The 16086-nt window shown below is 69.2% G+C and carries 15 protein-coding genes; 6 read left to right on the top strand and 9 right to left on the bottom strand.

All coding sequences use genetic code 11. From position 1 onward, the window contains the following. Positions 1-105 precede the first annotated feature (105 nt). The 3 genes from V5F59_RS10970 to V5F59_RS10960 all read left to right on the top strand — a co-directional run bounded on the left by V5F59_RS10970 (position 106) and on the right by V5F59_RS10960 (position 2589). Positions 106-504 carry a (R)-mandelonitrile lyase gene (locus V5F59_RS10970; RefSeq protein ID WP_393978565.1) on the top strand — a complete coding sequence of 133 codons (399 nt, stop codon included), beginning with the start codon at positions 106-108 and terminating at the stop codon, positions 502-504. 91 nt (positions 505-595) lie between these two features. After that, positions 596-1423, top strand: coding sequence for an SDR family oxidoreductase (locus V5F59_RS10965; protein WP_393977261.1), 828 nt, complete (start codon positions 596-598; stop codon positions 1421-1423). 149 nt (positions 1424-1572) lie between these two features. Beyond that, complete coding sequence (locus V5F59_RS10960; protein ID WP_393977259.1) at positions 1573-2589, top strand: zinc-dependent alcohol dehydrogenase family protein; 1017 nt, start codon at positions 1573-1575, stop codon at positions 2587-2589. Positions 2590-2752: 163 nt separating this feature from the next. Here V5F59_RS10960 and V5F59_RS10955 read toward each other — a convergent pair whose 3' ends face one another. Together V5F59_RS10955 and V5F59_RS10950 are read right to left on the bottom strand one after the other, a co-directional pair. Further along, positions 2753-3493 (bottom strand): SDR family oxidoreductase, encoded by a 741-nt coding sequence (locus tag V5F59_RS10955; RefSeq protein WP_393977257.1) that lies wholly within the window; start codon positions 3491-3493, stop codon positions 2753-2755. Between the two features lie 47 nt (positions 3494-3540). Next, complete coding sequence (locus V5F59_RS10950) at positions 3541-4530, bottom strand: aldo/keto reductase (protein ID WP_393977255.1); 990 nt, start codon at positions 4528-4530, stop codon at positions 3541-3543. A 585-nt stretch (positions 4531-5115) separates the two neighbouring features. Between V5F59_RS10950 and V5F59_RS10945 the strand changes: the two genes are divergently transcribed. From V5F59_RS10945 to V5F59_RS10935, 3 genes are read left to right on the top strand one after another with little or no spacing between them, the layout of a single operon-like run. Then, on the top strand, positions 5116-6645 hold the full coding sequence (locus V5F59_RS10945) for a DUF4153 domain-containing protein (RefSeq protein ID WP_509211220.1): 1530 nt from the start codon (positions 5116-5118) through the stop codon (positions 6643-6645). 11 nt (positions 6646-6656) lie between these two features. Continuing rightward, positions 6657-7352 (top strand): response regulator, encoded by a 696-nt coding sequence (locus V5F59_RS10940; RefSeq protein WP_393977251.1) that lies wholly within the window; start codon positions 6657-6659, stop codon positions 7350-7352. Positions 7353-7399: 47 nt separating this feature from the next. Further along, positions 7400-8977, top strand: coding sequence for a sensor histidine kinase (locus V5F59_RS10935; protein ID WP_393977249.1), 1578 nt, complete (start codon positions 7400-7402; stop codon positions 8975-8977). Between the two features lie 65 nt (positions 8978-9042). Here the strand turns inward: V5F59_RS10935 and V5F59_RS10930 are convergent, their stop codons facing one another. The 7 genes from V5F59_RS10930 to V5F59_RS10900 all read right to left on the bottom strand — a co-directional run bounded on the left by V5F59_RS10930 (position 9043) and on the right by V5F59_RS10900 (position 16062). Further along, complete coding sequence (locus V5F59_RS10930) at positions 9043-9318, bottom strand: hypothetical protein (protein WP_393977247.1); 276 nt, start codon at positions 9316-9318, stop codon at positions 9043-9045. Between the two features lie 14 nt (positions 9319-9332). After that, entirely contained in the window at positions 9333-9710 is a 378-nt protein-coding gene (locus tag V5F59_RS10925) for a hypothetical protein (protein WP_393977245.1), read from the bottom strand. Positions 9711-9728: 18 nt separating this feature from the next. Continuing rightward, on the bottom strand, positions 9729-12938 hold the full coding sequence (locus tag V5F59_RS10920) for an efflux RND transporter permease subunit (protein WP_393977243.1): 3210 nt from the start codon (positions 12936-12938) through the stop codon (positions 9729-9731). Beyond that, complete coding sequence (locus V5F59_RS10915; RefSeq protein WP_393977241.1) at positions 12935-13342, bottom strand: P-II family nitrogen regulator; 408 nt, start codon at positions 13340-13342, stop codon at positions 12935-12937. Before V5F59_RS10915 ends, V5F59_RS10920 begins: the two co-directional genes overlap by 4 nt. Then, positions 13332-14321, bottom strand: a complete 990-nt coding sequence (gene ihpB, locus V5F59_RS10910) for a divalent metal ion exporter adaptor subunit IhpB (protein ID WP_393977239.1) — start codon at positions 14319-14321, stop codon at positions 13332-13334. The genes V5F59_RS10915 and ihpB overlap by 11 nt, the downstream gene beginning before the upstream one ends. Then, a complete protein-coding gene (locus V5F59_RS10905; protein WP_393977237.1) occupies positions 14318-15589 on the bottom strand; it encodes a TolC family protein in 1272 nt (423 codons plus the stop codon). The genes ihpB and V5F59_RS10905 overlap by 4 nt, the downstream gene beginning before the upstream one ends. Before the next feature lie 65 nt (positions 15590-15654). Continuing rightward, positions 15655-16062 (bottom strand): hypothetical protein, encoded by a 408-nt coding sequence (locus tag V5F59_RS10900; protein ID WP_393977235.1) that lies wholly within the window; start codon positions 16060-16062, stop codon positions 15655-15657. Positions 16063-16086: the final 24 nt, after the last annotated feature.

Genomic DNA, 16086 nt, shown 5'->3' with positions numbered 1-16086 from the left:
AATCTATAGCGGCTTATGCCACGAATGTCCTCCCGCTATCCTGAATGCCACATCAAGGACGTGGTGGCCGGGCGGGCCGGCGCCGAAGGCACGAAAGCCGCAGCCATGGACATCAAGCGCAGTGGATCGCAACCGTCGAGGACGGGGCCGGAGGAATATTTCACGGGTACCGTGAGGATTGATGCGCCGTTCAGCGGAAGCGGCGCGCTGAGCGGGGCGACAGTCACCTTCGAGCCCGGCGCCCGTACTGCCTGGCACACGCACCCCAAGGGCCAGACGCTGCTCGTTCTCTCCGGCATCGGTCGCGCTCAGCGCCAGGGCGGCGCCATCGAGATCATCCGGCCTGGCGACATCGTCTGGTTCGCGCCAGGCGAGAAGCATTGGCACGGCGCCGCGCCCGATTGCGCCATGTCGCACGTGGCAATCGCGGAGATGCAGGACGGCTCGGCCGTCAGCTGGATGGGGAAGGTCGCCGACGAAGACTATGGCGGCGGCGTCACCTGAGCGCGCGAGGCCGTAGACGGCACCGTGGCCGGTTCGGGCTTTTCCGGTCCTGCGAGCCAATCCGAGGCGCCATCCGTCGAAGGAGCTTGCAATGAGTGAAGTCATCGTGGTGATCGGTCCGGGATCGATCGGCCAGGCGATTGCGCGGCGGGTCAGTGCCGGCAAGCGCGTCCTGTTGGCGGATCTCCGGCAGGAGAATGCCGAAGCCGCTGCCACGGTGCTCGGCAACGCCGGGTTCGAGGTCAGCGCCACCACCGTGAACATCTCTTCGCGGCAGTCCGTCCAAGCCCTCGTGGCGCAGGCCGGGGCGCTCGGCGACGTCACGGGCGTCATCCATGCCGCCGGCGTCTCGCCATCGCAGGCGACGCCGGAAATGATCCTCTCGGTCGATCTTTATGGAACGGCCGTGCTGCTCGAGGAATTCGGCAAGATCATCGCCCGCGGCGGCGCGGGCGTTGTCATCTCCTCCCAGTCAGGCCACCGGCTCGGCGCGCTGACGCCGGAGCAGAACGCTGCGCTGGCGTCGACGCCGGCCGACGAGCTGCTCGCGCTTCCCTTCCTCCAGCCCGCCCAGGTGAAGGACACGCTCCACGCATACCAGCTCTCCAAGCGGGGGAACGCGTTGCGGGTCATGGCGGAGGCTGTGCGCTGGGGCAAGCGCGGAGCGCGGATCAACGCCATCAGTCCGGGCATCATCATCACGCCTCTGGCCAAGGACGAGCTGAGCGGGCCGCGAGCCGAAGGCTACCGGCGCATGATCGATCTGTGCCCGGTCGGCCGAGCCGGAACACCCGACGAGGTCGGCAGCGTGGGAGCGCTCCTGATGGGGCCGGACGGGGCCTTCATCACCGGGAGCGACGTCCTGATGGATGGCGGCGTGACCGCTTCCTACTGGTACGGCGATCTCGCTCCCGCCTGAGAAACCGACCACCGCCCTGCGGCGCGACCTGCCCGGTTTGCGCTCGGGCCAACGCGGATCGTGACCCCTGACGCTACGTCACCCCGCGCGCACCGGCGGGAGCTGAGCGTTCGCGGGTCCTGCGACACCAGATTGCGAGAGGACATGCCATGCTGGGAACCATGCTCTACGGCACGCGCGACGTGCGCTGCGAGGAGGTGCCGGAACCGAAGATCCTGCGGCCCACGGATGCGATCATCCGGCTCTCCGCGAGTTGCGTCTGCGGCTCCGACCTCTGGCCCTATCGCGGCCTCAATGAGGTGACCGAGCCCAGGGCGATGGGCCACGAATATTGCGGCATCGTCGAGGAGGTCGGCAGCGCCGTGACGACGGTGCGACCGGGCCAGTTCGTGGTCGGTTCGTTCTGCCTCTCGGATAACACCTGCCCCCATTGCCGGTTCGGCTTCCAGTCGTCGTGCCGGCAGCGCGAGTTCATGACCGGAGCGCAGGCACCGCTGGCCCGCGTGCCGCTCGCCGACGGCACGCTGGTGGCGACCCCCGAGCTGCCGCCTGATGACCTCATCCCGAGCCTGCTCGCGACCTCCGACGTGCTCGGCACCGGCTGGTACGCGGCCGATGCGGTGCGGGTGAGCGAGGGGTCGTCCGTCGTCGTGGTCGGCGATGGCGCCGTCGGGCTGATGGGCGTGCTGGCCGCCAGCCAGATGGGTGCCGCGCGCATCATCGCCATGAGCCGCCACAAGAGCCGGCAGGACCTCGCCCTGGAATTCGGCGCGACCCACATCGTGTCCGAGCGCGGCGAGGCGGGCATCGCCGTGATCAAGGACCTCACGGACGGCATCGGAGCGGATGCGGTGCTGGAATGCGTCGGCACCGCCCAGTCCATGGATCAGGCGATCGCAAGCGCGCGACCCGGCGCCATGATCGGCTACGTCGGCGTCCCGCACGGGGTCCAGCTGGACGGGCAGCGGCTGTTCTTCTCGCAGACCGGCATGCTCGGCGGCCCGGCGCCAGTCCGGCGTTTCCTGCCGCACCTGCTCGACCTCGTCCTTCAGCGCAAGATCAATCCCGGCAAGGTCTTCGACCTCACCCTGCCGCTGGCCGATGTCGCCGAGGGCTACCGGGCCATGGATGAGCGCCGCGCCATCAAGACACTGCTGCGGGTCTAGCCGAAGTGCGCACGATCGATCGCCGGCTGCATCATCTTGCCGGCCCTCGAAATCTCAGGAAGAGCGAACGGGGCCGTCCGCCCCGTCGTCCTGCCTTTCACCTGGGAGGCCCAATGCAGACCGGCTTCGAGACGGCGCTTCACGTGCTCATCGCGAAGCCGTGTCACAACTCCTGGGCCGTGGGGCGGAACAGGATCTCGTTCACGTCCACCTCGTCGGGCTGGCCGATGGCGAAGGCCACCATGCGCGCGAAGCTCTCCGCGGGAATGGCGTAGGCCTCGTAGAAGTCGTGGATCCCCTTGGCCACGTCGGCCTCGGTGATGCTCTGCGGCAGTTCACTGCGCACGGCGCCGGGGGAGATGATGGTGGTCCGGATGTTGTAGGGCTTCACCTCCTGCCGCAGCCCCTCCGAGAGCATACGCACGGCCGCCTTGGTCGCAGCATAGACGGCGCTGCCCGGGCGCACCTTGTGGCCGGCCACTGACGACACATTGATGATGTGCCCGCTCTTCTGGCGCTGCATGTGCGGGAGCGCGGCGGCGATGCCGTAGAGCACGCCCTTGAGGTTCACGTCGATCATCCGGTCCCAGTCCGCGATCTTGCCGCGCTCCAACGGCGAGTGCGGCATCAGCCCTGCATTGTTGAGAATGACGTCGATCCGGCCGTGCACTTCAACCGCCTTGTCCACGAGGCGCTTGACGGCTTCACTGTCGGTCACGTCGGTCTGGACCGCCGCCGCTTCATCGAGGCCGAGCTCCTGCGCGAGGGACTGGAGCCGGTCGAGCCGGCGGGCGCCCAGCACGACCTTCGCGCCCTCCGCCGCGAGATGGCGCGCCGTGGCCTCGCCCAGCCCGCTGCTGGCGCCGGTGATGACGACGACCTTGCCTTCGATGTTGTTGCCCATCTGTTTCTCCATTTCGTGGATCACCCGCACCGTCCCGGTCCGCGGGCTCAGCGGCCGGTGGTGGCCATGAGGTGGGGCGGATAGCGGTCGCCTTCCACCTCGATCGCAGCGGCGGCATGCGCGATCTCGGCAAGGTCGGCGGCGGTCAGCGCCACGTCGGCGGCCGCGATATTTTCCTTGAGCCGATGCAGCTTCGTGGTGCCCGGGATCGGCACGATCCACGGCTTCTGCGCCAGCAGCCAGGCGAGCGCGATCTGCGCCGCCGTCGCCTTCTTCTCCGCTGCGACGCGTGTCAAAAGATCAACGAGCGCCAGGTTCTTCTCGATCGCTTCGGGCGTGAAGCGTGGCAGGGTCTTGCGGAAGTCGGTGTCGCCGATCTTCGTGTCCTTGCGGATCGCCCCCGTCAGGAAGCCCTTGCCGAGCGGGCTGTAGGGCACGAGGCCGATGCCGAGCTCCTCGCAGACCTCGATGATGCCGTTGGTCTCGGGGCCGCGGGTCCACAGCGAATATTCATTCTGCAGGGCCGAGACCGGCTGGACGGCGTGGGCGCGCCGGACGGTCCGGGCCCCGGGCTCCGACAGCCCGAAGTGGCGGACCTTGCCCTCGGCGATCAGATCCTTGACTGCGCCCGCCACGTCCTCGATCGGAACATCCGGATCGACGCGGTGCTGGTAGAAAAGGTCGATTGCATCGATGCCGAGCCGCTTCAGCGAGGCGTCCGCCACCTGCTTGATGTGCTCGGGCCTGCTGTTCATCCCGGCCATCTTGCCATCGGCAATGTTGAACCCGAACTTGGTGGCGATCACCACCTTGTCCCGCACCGGCCGAAGCGCCTCACCGACGATCTCCTCGTTGGTGAAGGGGCCATAGACTTCGGCCGTATCGAAGAAGGTCACGCCCAGATCGACCGCCTCGCGGATCAGCGCGACGGCGTCCTCCTTCCCGAGCGCATGGTCATAGCTGAAGTTGAGGCCCATGCAGCCGAAGCCGATGGCGGACACTTCGAGGCCCGACTTGCCGAGTGTGCGCTTCCGCATCGTTCATCCTCCTCCGATGGCACGTTCCAGCGTCGTCAAGAGACCCGGTAGAGGTCTTCGCCGAGGACGCAGGATAAGCGCCCCCCGGGCTCGGGATTAGCCGTCATGAATTGTACGCAGTCATGCTCAGGCTTCATGAAAGACAGCGGCAGACGTCGCCACATTCGGAGGCATTCCTGGCGAATGGGCAAGCCCGCCCCTCCCGCCTCGCCCGCAAATGCGGAGGCCGACCTGGACCGACGAAGTCCTGAGCTGCAATCCCTCAGAATGTCTCGCGCGGGATCATCCAGCGCCTCGTCGGCAGGGGTGCCGACCGCTCCGGCCTGCACATAACCTGCACAGCAATCCTCGAAATCTCCCCGCGCCCCTCAAGGGCACTGCACAGCCGCGGCTCATCCTGCGCGGCATGCAAAACCTCATCGCTCTCCCCCTCAGACCAATCCTTTTGCCCCGCCGCCTGACCCGGGATGGCTGGTGGCTCGTGCCTGCGCCCATGCATCCCGCCGGCGACGCCCTCCGGCCCGGCTCCGACGCCCCGGCCACGCCGCCGTTTCCCCTTCCCGCTCTCCCGCTCCGGGATGTCCCATGATGCCCGACGCGCACCGCGCCCCCAGAAGGGCTCACCGCTGGCTGGCCCGGCCGACCGGCTTCGCCCTCGCCGCCGTCGCACTGGCCGACGGGCTGTTCTTCAACACGCACGCCATCGGCCTTGCGCTGCCACTCTTCCTCGGCGCCTGCGGCGTGCTGGTGGTGGCGGCGAACCCCATCCGGGCGTCGGCCCGGCTCAGGCTCTTCTGCGCGCTGGCGTTTTTCCTGGCGCTCGCGGCTCTGGTCGAGGATGTGTCCTGGTTGTCGGTGCTCGTGGCCGGCGTCACGGCGCTCTATCTCGTTCGTCTGCTCGCGAACGGTGCCGGGGAGGGCTGGCCTGCGGGGCTGGCACGGGCCATGGGCCTGCCGTTCGTCGGGCCATTCCGGCTTGCGAACGACCTGACCCGCGTGCGCCGCCTCTCGGCTCGTGGCCCCAAGGGCTTCAAGGGCGCCGCATCCCTGGCGGCCTGGATTGCCCCGGTGTTGCTGACTCTGGTGTTCCTGGGGCTGTTCGATACCGCGAACCCGCTCATCCACGCCTGGCTAAGCACGCTTGACCTCCAGCGCCTTCCCAACCTGATCTCCCTGCCACGACTGGGCTTCTGGCTCGCAGCACTTTGCCTCGTCTGGCCGCTGGTGCGCCTCAGGCGTGGCCGCAGGCGCGCCGCCCCCCTGCCCCCGCAGCGCCAGGAGGATCTGCCGGAGATGCAGGCCCTTCTCGGCCCGGCGGCGGTGCTGCGCTCGCTGGTGCTGTTCAATGCGCTGTTCGCTGTCCAGACCGGGCTGGATGCGGCCTATCTCTGGGGCGGACGCGCGCTGCCGGACGGCATGAGCCATGCGGCCTATGCCCATCGCGGGGCCTATCCGCTGATCGTTACCGCATTGCTGGCCGCGGCCTTCGTGCTCGCCGCCATGCGCCCGGGAGGCCCCGCCGCGGCATCGCGCTGGATCCGGCCGCTGGTGCTCGTCTTCGTGGCGCAGAACGTGGCGCTGGTGACCTCCTCCATCCTGCGCACGGCGCTCTATGTGGAGACCTACGGGCTGACCCAGCTGCGGCTTGCGGCGTTCATCTGGATGGGGCTGGTGGGGCTCGGCCTGATGCTGATCGTGGTCCAGATCCTCCACGGCAGGTCGAACGCGTGGCTGCTCACGGCCAATGCGATTGCGGTCGCGGCCACGCTCTATCTGTGCTGCTTCGCCAACTTTCCGTATATCGTCGCGCGTTACAACCTGACGCACTGGCAGACGAGGATTGGCATGGGGAGCGATTTCGACGTCGCCTATCTGGTCTCGCTGGGTCCGGATGCGCTGCCGGCCTACGTCGGGATAAAGATGGACGGCAAGCCGTATGTTCTCACGCAGCGGCAGGTTGCCCTGCTTCAGTGTGAGCAGCGCTCCGCCGCGCGCATGATCGAGCAGGCGGACTGGCGCAGCTGGACCTTCCGCAACTGGCGGCTGAAGCAGGTTCTCGCGGCCCACCCCCTCGATGTGGCACCGGCGGGCATCGCGCCCGCTGCGGCGAACTAGGCCGCCGACCCGTGGCCTACCGCATCCTCGTGGCCGACGACGATCCGCACATCCGCGACATCATCTGCTTTGCGCTGGAGAAGGCAGGCATGATCGCCCTCCCCGCCCGCGATGGCGCCGAGACTCTGAGCCGGTTCGGCGCAGGTGCGCCGGATCTCGTGGTGCTCGACGTGGGCATGCCGGAGATGGACGGGCTGGAGGTGTGCCGCCGCATCCGCAAGACCTCCGAGGTGCCGGTGCTGTTCCTCTCCGCGCGGGACGAGGAGATCGACCGCGTGATCGGCCTGGAGATCGGCGGCGACGATTATGTGACCAAGCCGTTCAGCCCGCGCGAGCTGGTGGCGCGGGTCAACGCCATCCTGAAGCGGGTGCAGGCAAGGCCCGGGCCCGGCCCGGCCCTCCTGTCGCAAGGCGCGCTCACGCTCGATCCCGATGCGCACACGGTGACCTTCAGCGCCGATGCCATCGCCCTCACCGCCATCGAGTTCGCGATCCTCAGGACGCTCATCGCCCGGCCGGGACAGGTGTTCAGCCGCACCCAGATCCTCGATGCGGCCTATGGCGGTGCGATCCATGTGGCGGACCGCACCATCGACAGCCATGTGCGCAACATCCGCGCGAAGCTCGCCACCGCCGGCTGCGACAGCGTCATCGATACGGTGCATGGCGTGGGCTTCCGGATCGGCCGCTGCCGGGCCGAGCCGTGAGCAGCCGCGCGCCGACGCCGAAGGTCGCGCGGAAATGGCGCCCGACCATGGGCCTCATTGTCGGGCTGGTCATCCTCACCGCCCTGGCGCTGCCGCTCGCCGGGCTGTTCTTCTTCCGCATCTACGAGAACCAGCTGATCCACCAGACGGAGGCGGACCTGATCGGCCAGAGCGCGGTGCTTGCCACCGTCATGGCCAGGGAAATCGAGGCCTTGCCCCCGGCTGTGCCCCTCGGCGCCGCCGTGCCGCCCGCGCCGGCCGAGGCGGAGATGCCCTACCGGCCGATCCTGCCCGCGCTCGACCTCGCGCACGATGCCATCCTGGGCCGCAGGCCCGCCGCCGAGGCGGCGCCGGTGCCGGCCGACCCGGCGTTCGTCGCCCTCGGGGCGCGGCTCGCGCCCGACCTTGCGGCGACGCAGAAGATCACCCTCGCGGGCTTCCGGCTGCTGGACCCGCGCGGCGTCGTGATCGCCGGGCGCGAGGAGCTGGGCCTCTCCCTCGCCCATGTGGAGGAGGTGGCGGCGGCGCTCGACGGCCGGTTCCAGGCTGTCATGCGCCTGCGCGTCTCCAAGCACGAGCCACCGCCGCTCTACTCGCTGAGCCGCGGCACGTCGGTGCGGCTGTTCGTGGCCATGCCGGTCATCGTGAATGGGCGTGTCGCCGGCGTCGTCTACGCCTCGCGCACACCCAGCAACGTGTTCAAGAGCCTTCACGACGAGCGCGGCAAGCTGGCGGCGGCGGGGCTCACCATCCTCGCCCTCGCCGCGCTCATCGGCTTCATCTTCCAGCGGACGATCACCCGGCCCATCCGCGAGCTGATGCTGCGGACGGTGGCCATCGGACGGGGCGACCGCAGCGCCCTCACGCCGCTGGCGCATCACGGCACCGCGGAATTCGCAGCCCTGTCCCAGGGCTTCCTCGATACCGCGCACGCCCTGCAGGATCGATCGGACTTCATCACCACCTTCGCCGCGCATGTCTCGCACGAGTTGAAGTCGCCGCTCACCGCCATCAAGGGCGCGGCCGAACTGCTGCGGGACGATCTCGACGCGGGCTCAAGCGGCATGGACCGTGCCGACCAGCGCCGCTTCCTCGACCACATCATCTCGGACACCGGCCGGCTCACCGCCATCGTCCAGCGGCTGAGGGAGCTGGCGCGGGCGGAAGGCGTCCCGATCGCCGGAGCCACCACCCTCGCCGCCGCCGTCGCCGACCTGCGCACGGCCTTCGCCTCGCTGAGGATCGAGGCGGACGGCGCATTGTCCGAGCCGATCCGCATCTCGCCGGAGAACGCCCGCATTGTCCTCTCCCACCTTGCGGACAATGCGCTGCGCCACGGGGCGCGGTCCCTCGCGGTCTCGGCCCGTCAGGAGCGAGACCGACTGCACGTGAGCATGCGCGATGACGGAACCGGCATCTCCGCCGCCAACCGGGCGAAGGTCTTCGACAGCTTCTTCACCACGCGACGGGACACCGGCGGAACCGGCATGGGCCTGCCCATCGTGAGGGCCATGCTGGAGGCCCATGGCGGCAGCATCGTGCTGGGAGACGACGATGGCGCGGGGAATGGCGCCACCTTCATTCTCTCGATCCCGCTCCTGCCGCGCGATGAGCATCGGGCGTGAAGACGCAGCACTGCATCTGCCGCGGGTGATCGCCGCGGAGCTGCCATCGCGGCTGTTCGGCTTTCCTATTGTTTTATCCGCTTCGAGCGGTCATCGGCCTTGCCTGCCGCGTCGGCGGGCGCCGCAGGCGGAATGGTGCCCCCGTTCGGTACGCTGCGGTCGGAGCCGGAGGAATGGCTGAGACCCAGCTGCACGTCCCGGAAATCATGTCGCTGCTTCTCACGATAGCCCTTTGGCACAGGATCGAGCGCCAGGGCGGGGGATGCTGCGAGAACAACGAGGCTGAGCAGGGCGCGCGGGCTCCAAAGCGCAATGCGGCGCCGGAAAGAGGTGTTGGTCATGGTCGTCTCCCGCATTACGGCGTGGTGAATTTCGCTTGGCCCGACTTGCCGGCGGCGGTCTTGATCAGGAGCGTGACCGCCGTGCCCTTGGGGATGGCCGCGGGAGCCTGCCCGGCGAGCGTCTGGCCGGCAGGGGAAAGCTGGATGGTCCTTTTCTCGCTGCCGGACACGAGCATCGCGGAGCCGGTGAAGCCGGCGGTGTCCACGGGTTTTCCGGCTTCGTCGAAGACATGGATGTTGAGCTTCTCGCCCGAGACGACGAGTTCGGCATGGACACCCGCGAGGTCCTCCAGGGGACCGCCGTTGGGGCCCTTTTGGATGCCGTGGGCATGCTGCGCGAGCGCAGGGCCGGCGATGAGCAGCCCAATGGCGAGGGTAAGGCGTTTCAGCACGGGATGTTCTCCTTGGTTCTAGGGGTGGGGTCGTTCCGCCACAGGCAGAGGCGTCGCGGCGGGCTTGGTCTCGCGGCGGAACAGCACGTAGAGCGCCGGCAGCACGAGCAGGGTGAGGATGGTTGAGGAGACGATGCCCCCGATGACCACGGTGGCCAGCGGGCGTTGCACCTCCGCGCCCGGGCCGGTGGCGATCGCCATGGGCACGAAGCCGAGGGAGGCGACCAGCGCCGTCATCAGCACCGGGCGCAGGCGCGTGAGGGCGCCCTCGCGCACCGCCGCCGCCACGTCCCGTCCTTCGGCCCGCAGGCGCTGGATGAAGGCGATGATGACGAGGCCGTTCAGCACCGCCACGCCCGACAGCGCGATGAAACCGATGCCGGCGCTGATGGAGAGCGGCAGGTCGCGCAGGACCAGCGCCGCGATGCCCCCGGTGAGCGCCAGCGGCACGCCGGAGAACACCAGCAGCGCATCCGCCACCGAGCCGAAGCTCATGAACAGCAGCAGGAAGATGAGCGCCAGCGCGATGGGCACCACGATGGCGAGCCGCTGGGTGGCCGAGACCAGCTGCTCGAACTGGCCACCCCAGCCGATCCAGTAGCCCTCGGGCAGTTTCACCTTCTCCGCCACCTGGCGCTGGGCGTCGGCGACGAAGGAGCCGAGGTCGCGGTCACGCACGTTGGCGCTCACCACGATGCGCCTCTTGCCATTCTCCCGGCTGATCTGGTTGGGGCCGGGGGAGACCGTGAGGCTGGCGATGGCGGAGAGCGGCACGTAACGGATCTGCGCCGCCGTACCCGGCCCCCAGGCCGCGCGCACCGGCTTCGCCTCCTCGTTGGCCGGAGGGGGAAGCGGCACCGGCAGCGCACGCAGGGCCTCGATGTCGGTGCGCAGCTCCTCGGGCAGGCGCACCACGATGTCGAAGCGGCGGTCGCCCTCGAACAGGGCGCCGGCTTCCCGGCCCCCCACCGCGATCTCCACCAGCTCCTGCACCTCGGCGACGCTCACCCCGTAGCGCGCCATGGCCGCGCGATTGAGGGCAACCGTCAGCATGGGCAGGCCAGAGACCTGCTCGGTCTTCACGTCGGCGGCGCCGGGCACGGTCTGGAGCACGCCTTGCACCTGCCCCGCCACCTGCAGCAGGACGTCGAGGTTGTCGCCGAAGATCTTGACGCCCACGTCGCTGCGGATACCCGAGATCAGCTCGTTGAAGCGCAGCTGGATCGGCTGGGAGAGCTCGTAATTGCTCCCCGCCACCCCCTCGGCCGCCTTCTCGATGTCGGTCATCACCTCGCTCTTGGACTTGCCGGAATCCGGCCATTCCGCGCGTGGCTTCAGCATCACGTAGCCATCGGAGATGGAAGGCGGCATGGGGTCGGTGGCGACCTCCGCGGTGCCGGTGCGGGCGAAGACCTCCTTCACCTCGGGCACCTTGAGCAGGCTCTTCTCCAGCGCCTGCTGCATCTCCAGCGACTGGGTGAGGCTGGTGCCGGGCACGCGCAGCGCCTGGATCGCCGCATCCCCCTCGTCGAGGCTCGGGATGAACTCGCCGCCCATGCGCGATGCCGCAAGGCCGCTCGCCACCACGAGGCCGGCTGCGGCCACCGCCACCACGGCCCGGTAGTTGATGGCGGCGTCGAGCAGCGGCGTGTAGAGGCGCCGCGCCCCGCGCATGATGACGTTCTCGTGCTCGGAGACCTTGCCCGTCACCAGCAGCGCCACCGCCGCCGGGATGAAGGTCATGGAGAACAGCGCCGCGCCGGCCAGCGCCATCAGGACGGTGATGGCCATGGGCGTGAACATCTTGCCCTCCACCCCGGTGAGGGTGAGCACCGGCAGGTAGACCACGGCGATGATCATGGTGCCGAACAGGCTCGGCCGGATCACCTCCCTGGAGCCGGCGAGGATGGTCTCGAACCGCTCGGCACGGCTCAGGAGCCGGCCGCGCCGGTGCTGCTCCTCCGCCAGCAGGCGCAGGCAGTTCTCGACGATGATCACCGCCCCGTCGATGATGATGCCGAAGTCGATGGCGCCGAGGCTCATCAGGTTGGCGCTGACGCGGTTCTCCACCATGCCGGTGATGGTGAACAGCATGGCGAGCGGGATGACGAAGGCGGTCACCAGCGCCGCGCGGAAATTGCCGAGCAGCACGAACAGCACCACCACCACCAGCAGCGCGCCTTCCAGCAGGTTCTTCTCCACCGTGGCGATGGTGGCTTCCACGAGGTGCGAGCGGTCGTAGACCGCGCGGGCGATGACGCCTTCGGGCAGCGAGCGGGAAATCTCCTCGAGGCGCGCGGCGACGCGCTGGGCCACCGTGCGGCTGTTCTCGCCGATGAGGAGCATGGTGGTGCCCAGCACCACCTCTTCCCCGTTCAGGGTCGCCGCGCCGGTGCGCAGATCGCGCCCCTCGCGCACCTCGGCGATGTCGCCGATGCGCAGCGGCGTGCCGCCCCGGCTGCCGATGACGATCTCGCGGATGTCGGCCGCGTCCGCCACCTGGCCCGGGGTACGTACCAGATACTGCTCGCCGTTGCGCTCGATATAGCCGGCGCCCACGTTGGCGTTGTTGGCGGCCAGGGCCGTCATCACGTCACGGAACGAGATGCGGTAGGCCATGAGGCGCGCCGGATCGGGCAGCACATGGAACTGCCGCTCGAAGCCGCCGATGGTGTTCACCTCCACCACGCCCGGCACGGTGCGCAGCTGCGGCTTGATGATCCAGTCCTGGATGGTGCGCAGGTCGGTGGGGCTGAAGGGCTGGCCATCGGGCTTCCTCGCCCCGTCCTTCGCCTCCACCGTGTACATGTAGATCTCGCCGAGGCCCGTGGAGACCGGCCCCATGGCGGTTTCCACTCCCGGCGGAAGCTGGTCCCGCGCCTGCTGGATGCGCTCGTTCACCAGTTGGCGGGCGAAGTAGATGTCGGTCCCGTCGCGGAACACCACCGTCACCTGGCTGAGGCCGTAGCGGGACAGCGAGCGGGTGTATTGCAGGCCCGGCAGGCCGCCCATGGCGGTCTCGATGGGAAAGGTGATGCGCTGCTCGGTCTCCAGCGGCGAGAAGCCCGGCGCGGAGGTGTTGATCTGCACCTGCACGTTGGTGATGTCCGGCACCGCATCGATGGGCAGGCGCGTGAAGTTCCACGCCCCGAAGGCGCCGATGGCGAGACAGGCCATGACCACCAGCCAGCGCTGGCGGATGGAGAAGGCGAGGATGGCGTCGATCATCGCGCGCCCTCCCCTTCACGCGCGGGGGCGCCGGCCTCGCGGATGCGCATCAGGCGCTCCACTGCGGTGATGAACATCACCCCGTCGCCCCTGCGGCCGGTCCAGCCGGCACGGGCGATCACGTCCGTGATCGCGTCCACCGCATCGGCGCGGCAGACGATCTCCAGGCGCAGGTGGCGCTGGTAGACGAGGTCGTATTCGGTGGCCACATAAGTGCCGCCCGCCCCGCGCCCGCGGCCCTGGCCCCGCACCTCCACGAGGGAGAAACCCGGAAACTCCGGCAGCTCCTGGAGCGCCTTGACGACGCGCGCCTCGAGGTGGGGATGGATCAGGGCGGTGACGAGCCTGAGGGCGCCGGCCGGCGCGGTGCCGATCTGTTCAGTGCCGTTGTGTTCAGTGCTCATGGCTGGCGCTCCCCTTGGCGAGCTCGGCCTTCACCACGAAGCTGTTCCTGGCGGCGTAGACATCGCCCGGCATCAGTCCGAACAGCACCTCGGCCCATTCGGCGTCGCGCGCGCCGATCTCCACGTCGCGGGGGGTGAAGGCGTCGCCGTCGCGCACGAACACCACCGTGCGGTTGTCGATGGTCTGGAGCGCGCTGGTGCGGACCGCGAGGTCCACCGGCTTCTCCGCAAGGGTGATGGTGCCCACCGCGAACAGGCCGGGCCGCAGCCGCATGCCGTCGTTGGGAATGACCGCCCGCGCCAGCGCGGTCTGGGTGTCGGCCGAGCCGATGGGGGAGACATAGGCCACCCGGCCGTCGATGACCGGTCCGCCGTCCTCCGGATCGATGGCGACCTTGTCGCCGGCCCGCACCCGCGGAAAATCGCGACGATAGACGGAGAGGTCCACCCACAGGGTCGACAGGTCGGCCACCACGAACGCCGGCTTCTGCTCCGAGGCGTATTCGCCGAGGCCCACCTGCCGGTCCACCACGGTGCCGGAGAGCGGCGCCTTCATGTCGTAGGTGGTCAGGCTCTGGTTGCTCTCGACCACCGCGAGCATGTCGCCCTTGGCCACGGTGTCGCCGATCCGCTTGCGGATCTCCCGGACGATGCCGGGAAAGCGCGGGGTCACCTGGACCACGTTTTCCTGGTTGGGCTGGACCAGCCCGTTGAGGCGCAGCTTCTGGCGCAACATTTCGGGGCCGGCCGTCTCCAGCCCGATGCCGGCGGCGGCGAGCCGGGTGTCATCCAGCTCCACCCCGCCTTCGGCATGGCCGCCCCCTTCCGCGCCATGGGCCCCTTCCCCACCATGTCCGCGCTCGGCGGCGAGGCCGCCGGAAACGGGGAGGGCCTGGTCCTGAAACGTGTACAGCGCTCCCGCGCCGGCCAGCAGGCCGACGAAAAGCATCGCCACGTCGCGTCGCGCCGTGCGGCTCATTTGGCTTTTCCTTTGGTGAGGGTCACCGGTCGCCCTGTCAGTCCTTCCAGGGTCGCGAGGGCGGTGTGGAACGAGACCAGCGCATCGAGCTCGCGCAGGGTGGCGTCGGTGAGGGTGGACTGGGCGTCGAGCAGCTCCAGAAGGGTGTAGCGGCCTTCGGAATAGCCGGTCTCGACCCCCTCGAAGGCGGCGCGCGCCCCCGGAATGGTGCTGCCGCGCAGCAGCGTGATTTCGTCGAAGGCTGCCTTCATCCCGTCATGGGCGCGGCCAAGCTGGGAGATGAGGGCGCTGCGGGCGATGGCCTCCTCCGCCTCCGCCCGCAGAAGCTGCTCGTTCGCCTCGCTGATGCCGCCGTCGTTGCGGTCGAACAGCGGGATCGGCATGGACAGGGTGAAGCGCATGCCGCTGTCGGCGGTCTCGTTGTAGTGCCGGTAGCCGACCCCGAGGGTCACGTCCGGCACCGACTTGACCTGTGCGGATCGCAGGTCCGCCTGGCGCTGCGCCCGCAAGGCGGTGAAGCGGGTGAGCTGCGGATTGCCCAGCGCCTCCTTGATGAGGCGCGGCAAGGGCGGCGGGGCGCTGACCTTGACCAGGTTGCCGGTCACCCGCCCGAACCTCGCCTCCTGAAGGCCCATGAGCAGCGCGAGTTCCCGCCTTGCGGTACCGAGCGCGGCCCGGGCGCGGTCCAGCTCCACCCTGGCGAAGTCGGCGGCGACGCGGGCGCGCGAAATCTCGGCCGGAGAGGAGGCGCCGGCCTGGACGCGGTTCTGCAGCAGCGGCGCCAGCCGCTGGATGGCCGCCACCTGAGACTCAAGGATCTGGGCGCGCTGCTGGGCCCCGAGCACGGCGGCGAAGGTGGAGGCGGTCTCCGCCAGCACCTGGAGGCGGATCGCCTCCCGTTCCCAGCGGGCAACGCCGACCCCGGCGCCGGCCGCGGCCATCCGCGCCTCGCGCTTGCCGCCCAGTTCCACCAGCTGGCTGATCTGGATGGTCTGCTCGGCGAGGTCCAGCCCCTGGTAGGAGCCGGAGCCCGCCGCATTGTCCACCTCGAGGGACAGGTTGGGGTTGGGCAGGGCACCGGCCTGGGTGTGGCGGCCCGCCGCCATCCCGATGTCGCGCTCCGCCGCCGTGAGGCGCGGATTGGCGGCAAGGGCGCTGGCGAGGGCGCTGGTCAGGGTCAGCGGACGGGCGGTTTCGGCGCGCGTCTGCGACGCGTGAAGCAGCGCGAGCGCTGCCCCAAGCGCAAGCGCGAGGGCACGAGGCGACATGATCTGATCCGGAGTCTGATGGCGGATCGCCGACGCGGAGCGTCAGCGCGCGAGCAGAAGTCGGATCAGGCGCGCGGGGGGCGGATGTCTGCTGGAACGGAGCGGCCGGCGCTCAGGCGTGCGGGCGCCGCCTCCGGCGTGGACCGCAGGCGCAGGGCCTCGCTCCCGGCCGGAGCATGCAGCACCACCATGGAGCAGCCATGGCAGTCATGATCGGCGGAGGGCTGGGGCTGAGCGGGATCGTGCACCTGACCGAAGGCCTTCGCATCCAATTCGGCGACAGACGTTCCTGTCGAGGACGCGACCTCCCGGGACTGCATCTTCGCGGCGCCATCGGCATCTTGCATGTGATGCGATGCCAGCGTGCCTGCAATCGGCCCGGCGATGAGGCACGCCATCAAGACGACCGACAGCGCCCGCCGGAAGGCCGGGGCTTTGATCGACTCGAGGGCTTTTGCCAGTGCGCGAAGCATGAGCCATGAGAAGCATCAGGATCC

The organism is Xanthobacter nonsaccharivorans (assembly GCF_043194755.2).
Taxonomy (GTDB): domain Bacteria; phylum Pseudomonadota; class Alphaproteobacteria; order Rhizobiales; family Xanthobacteraceae; genus Xanthobacter; species Xanthobacter autotrophicus_G.
This window is presented reverse-complemented; position numbering and strand designations above follow the sequence as displayed.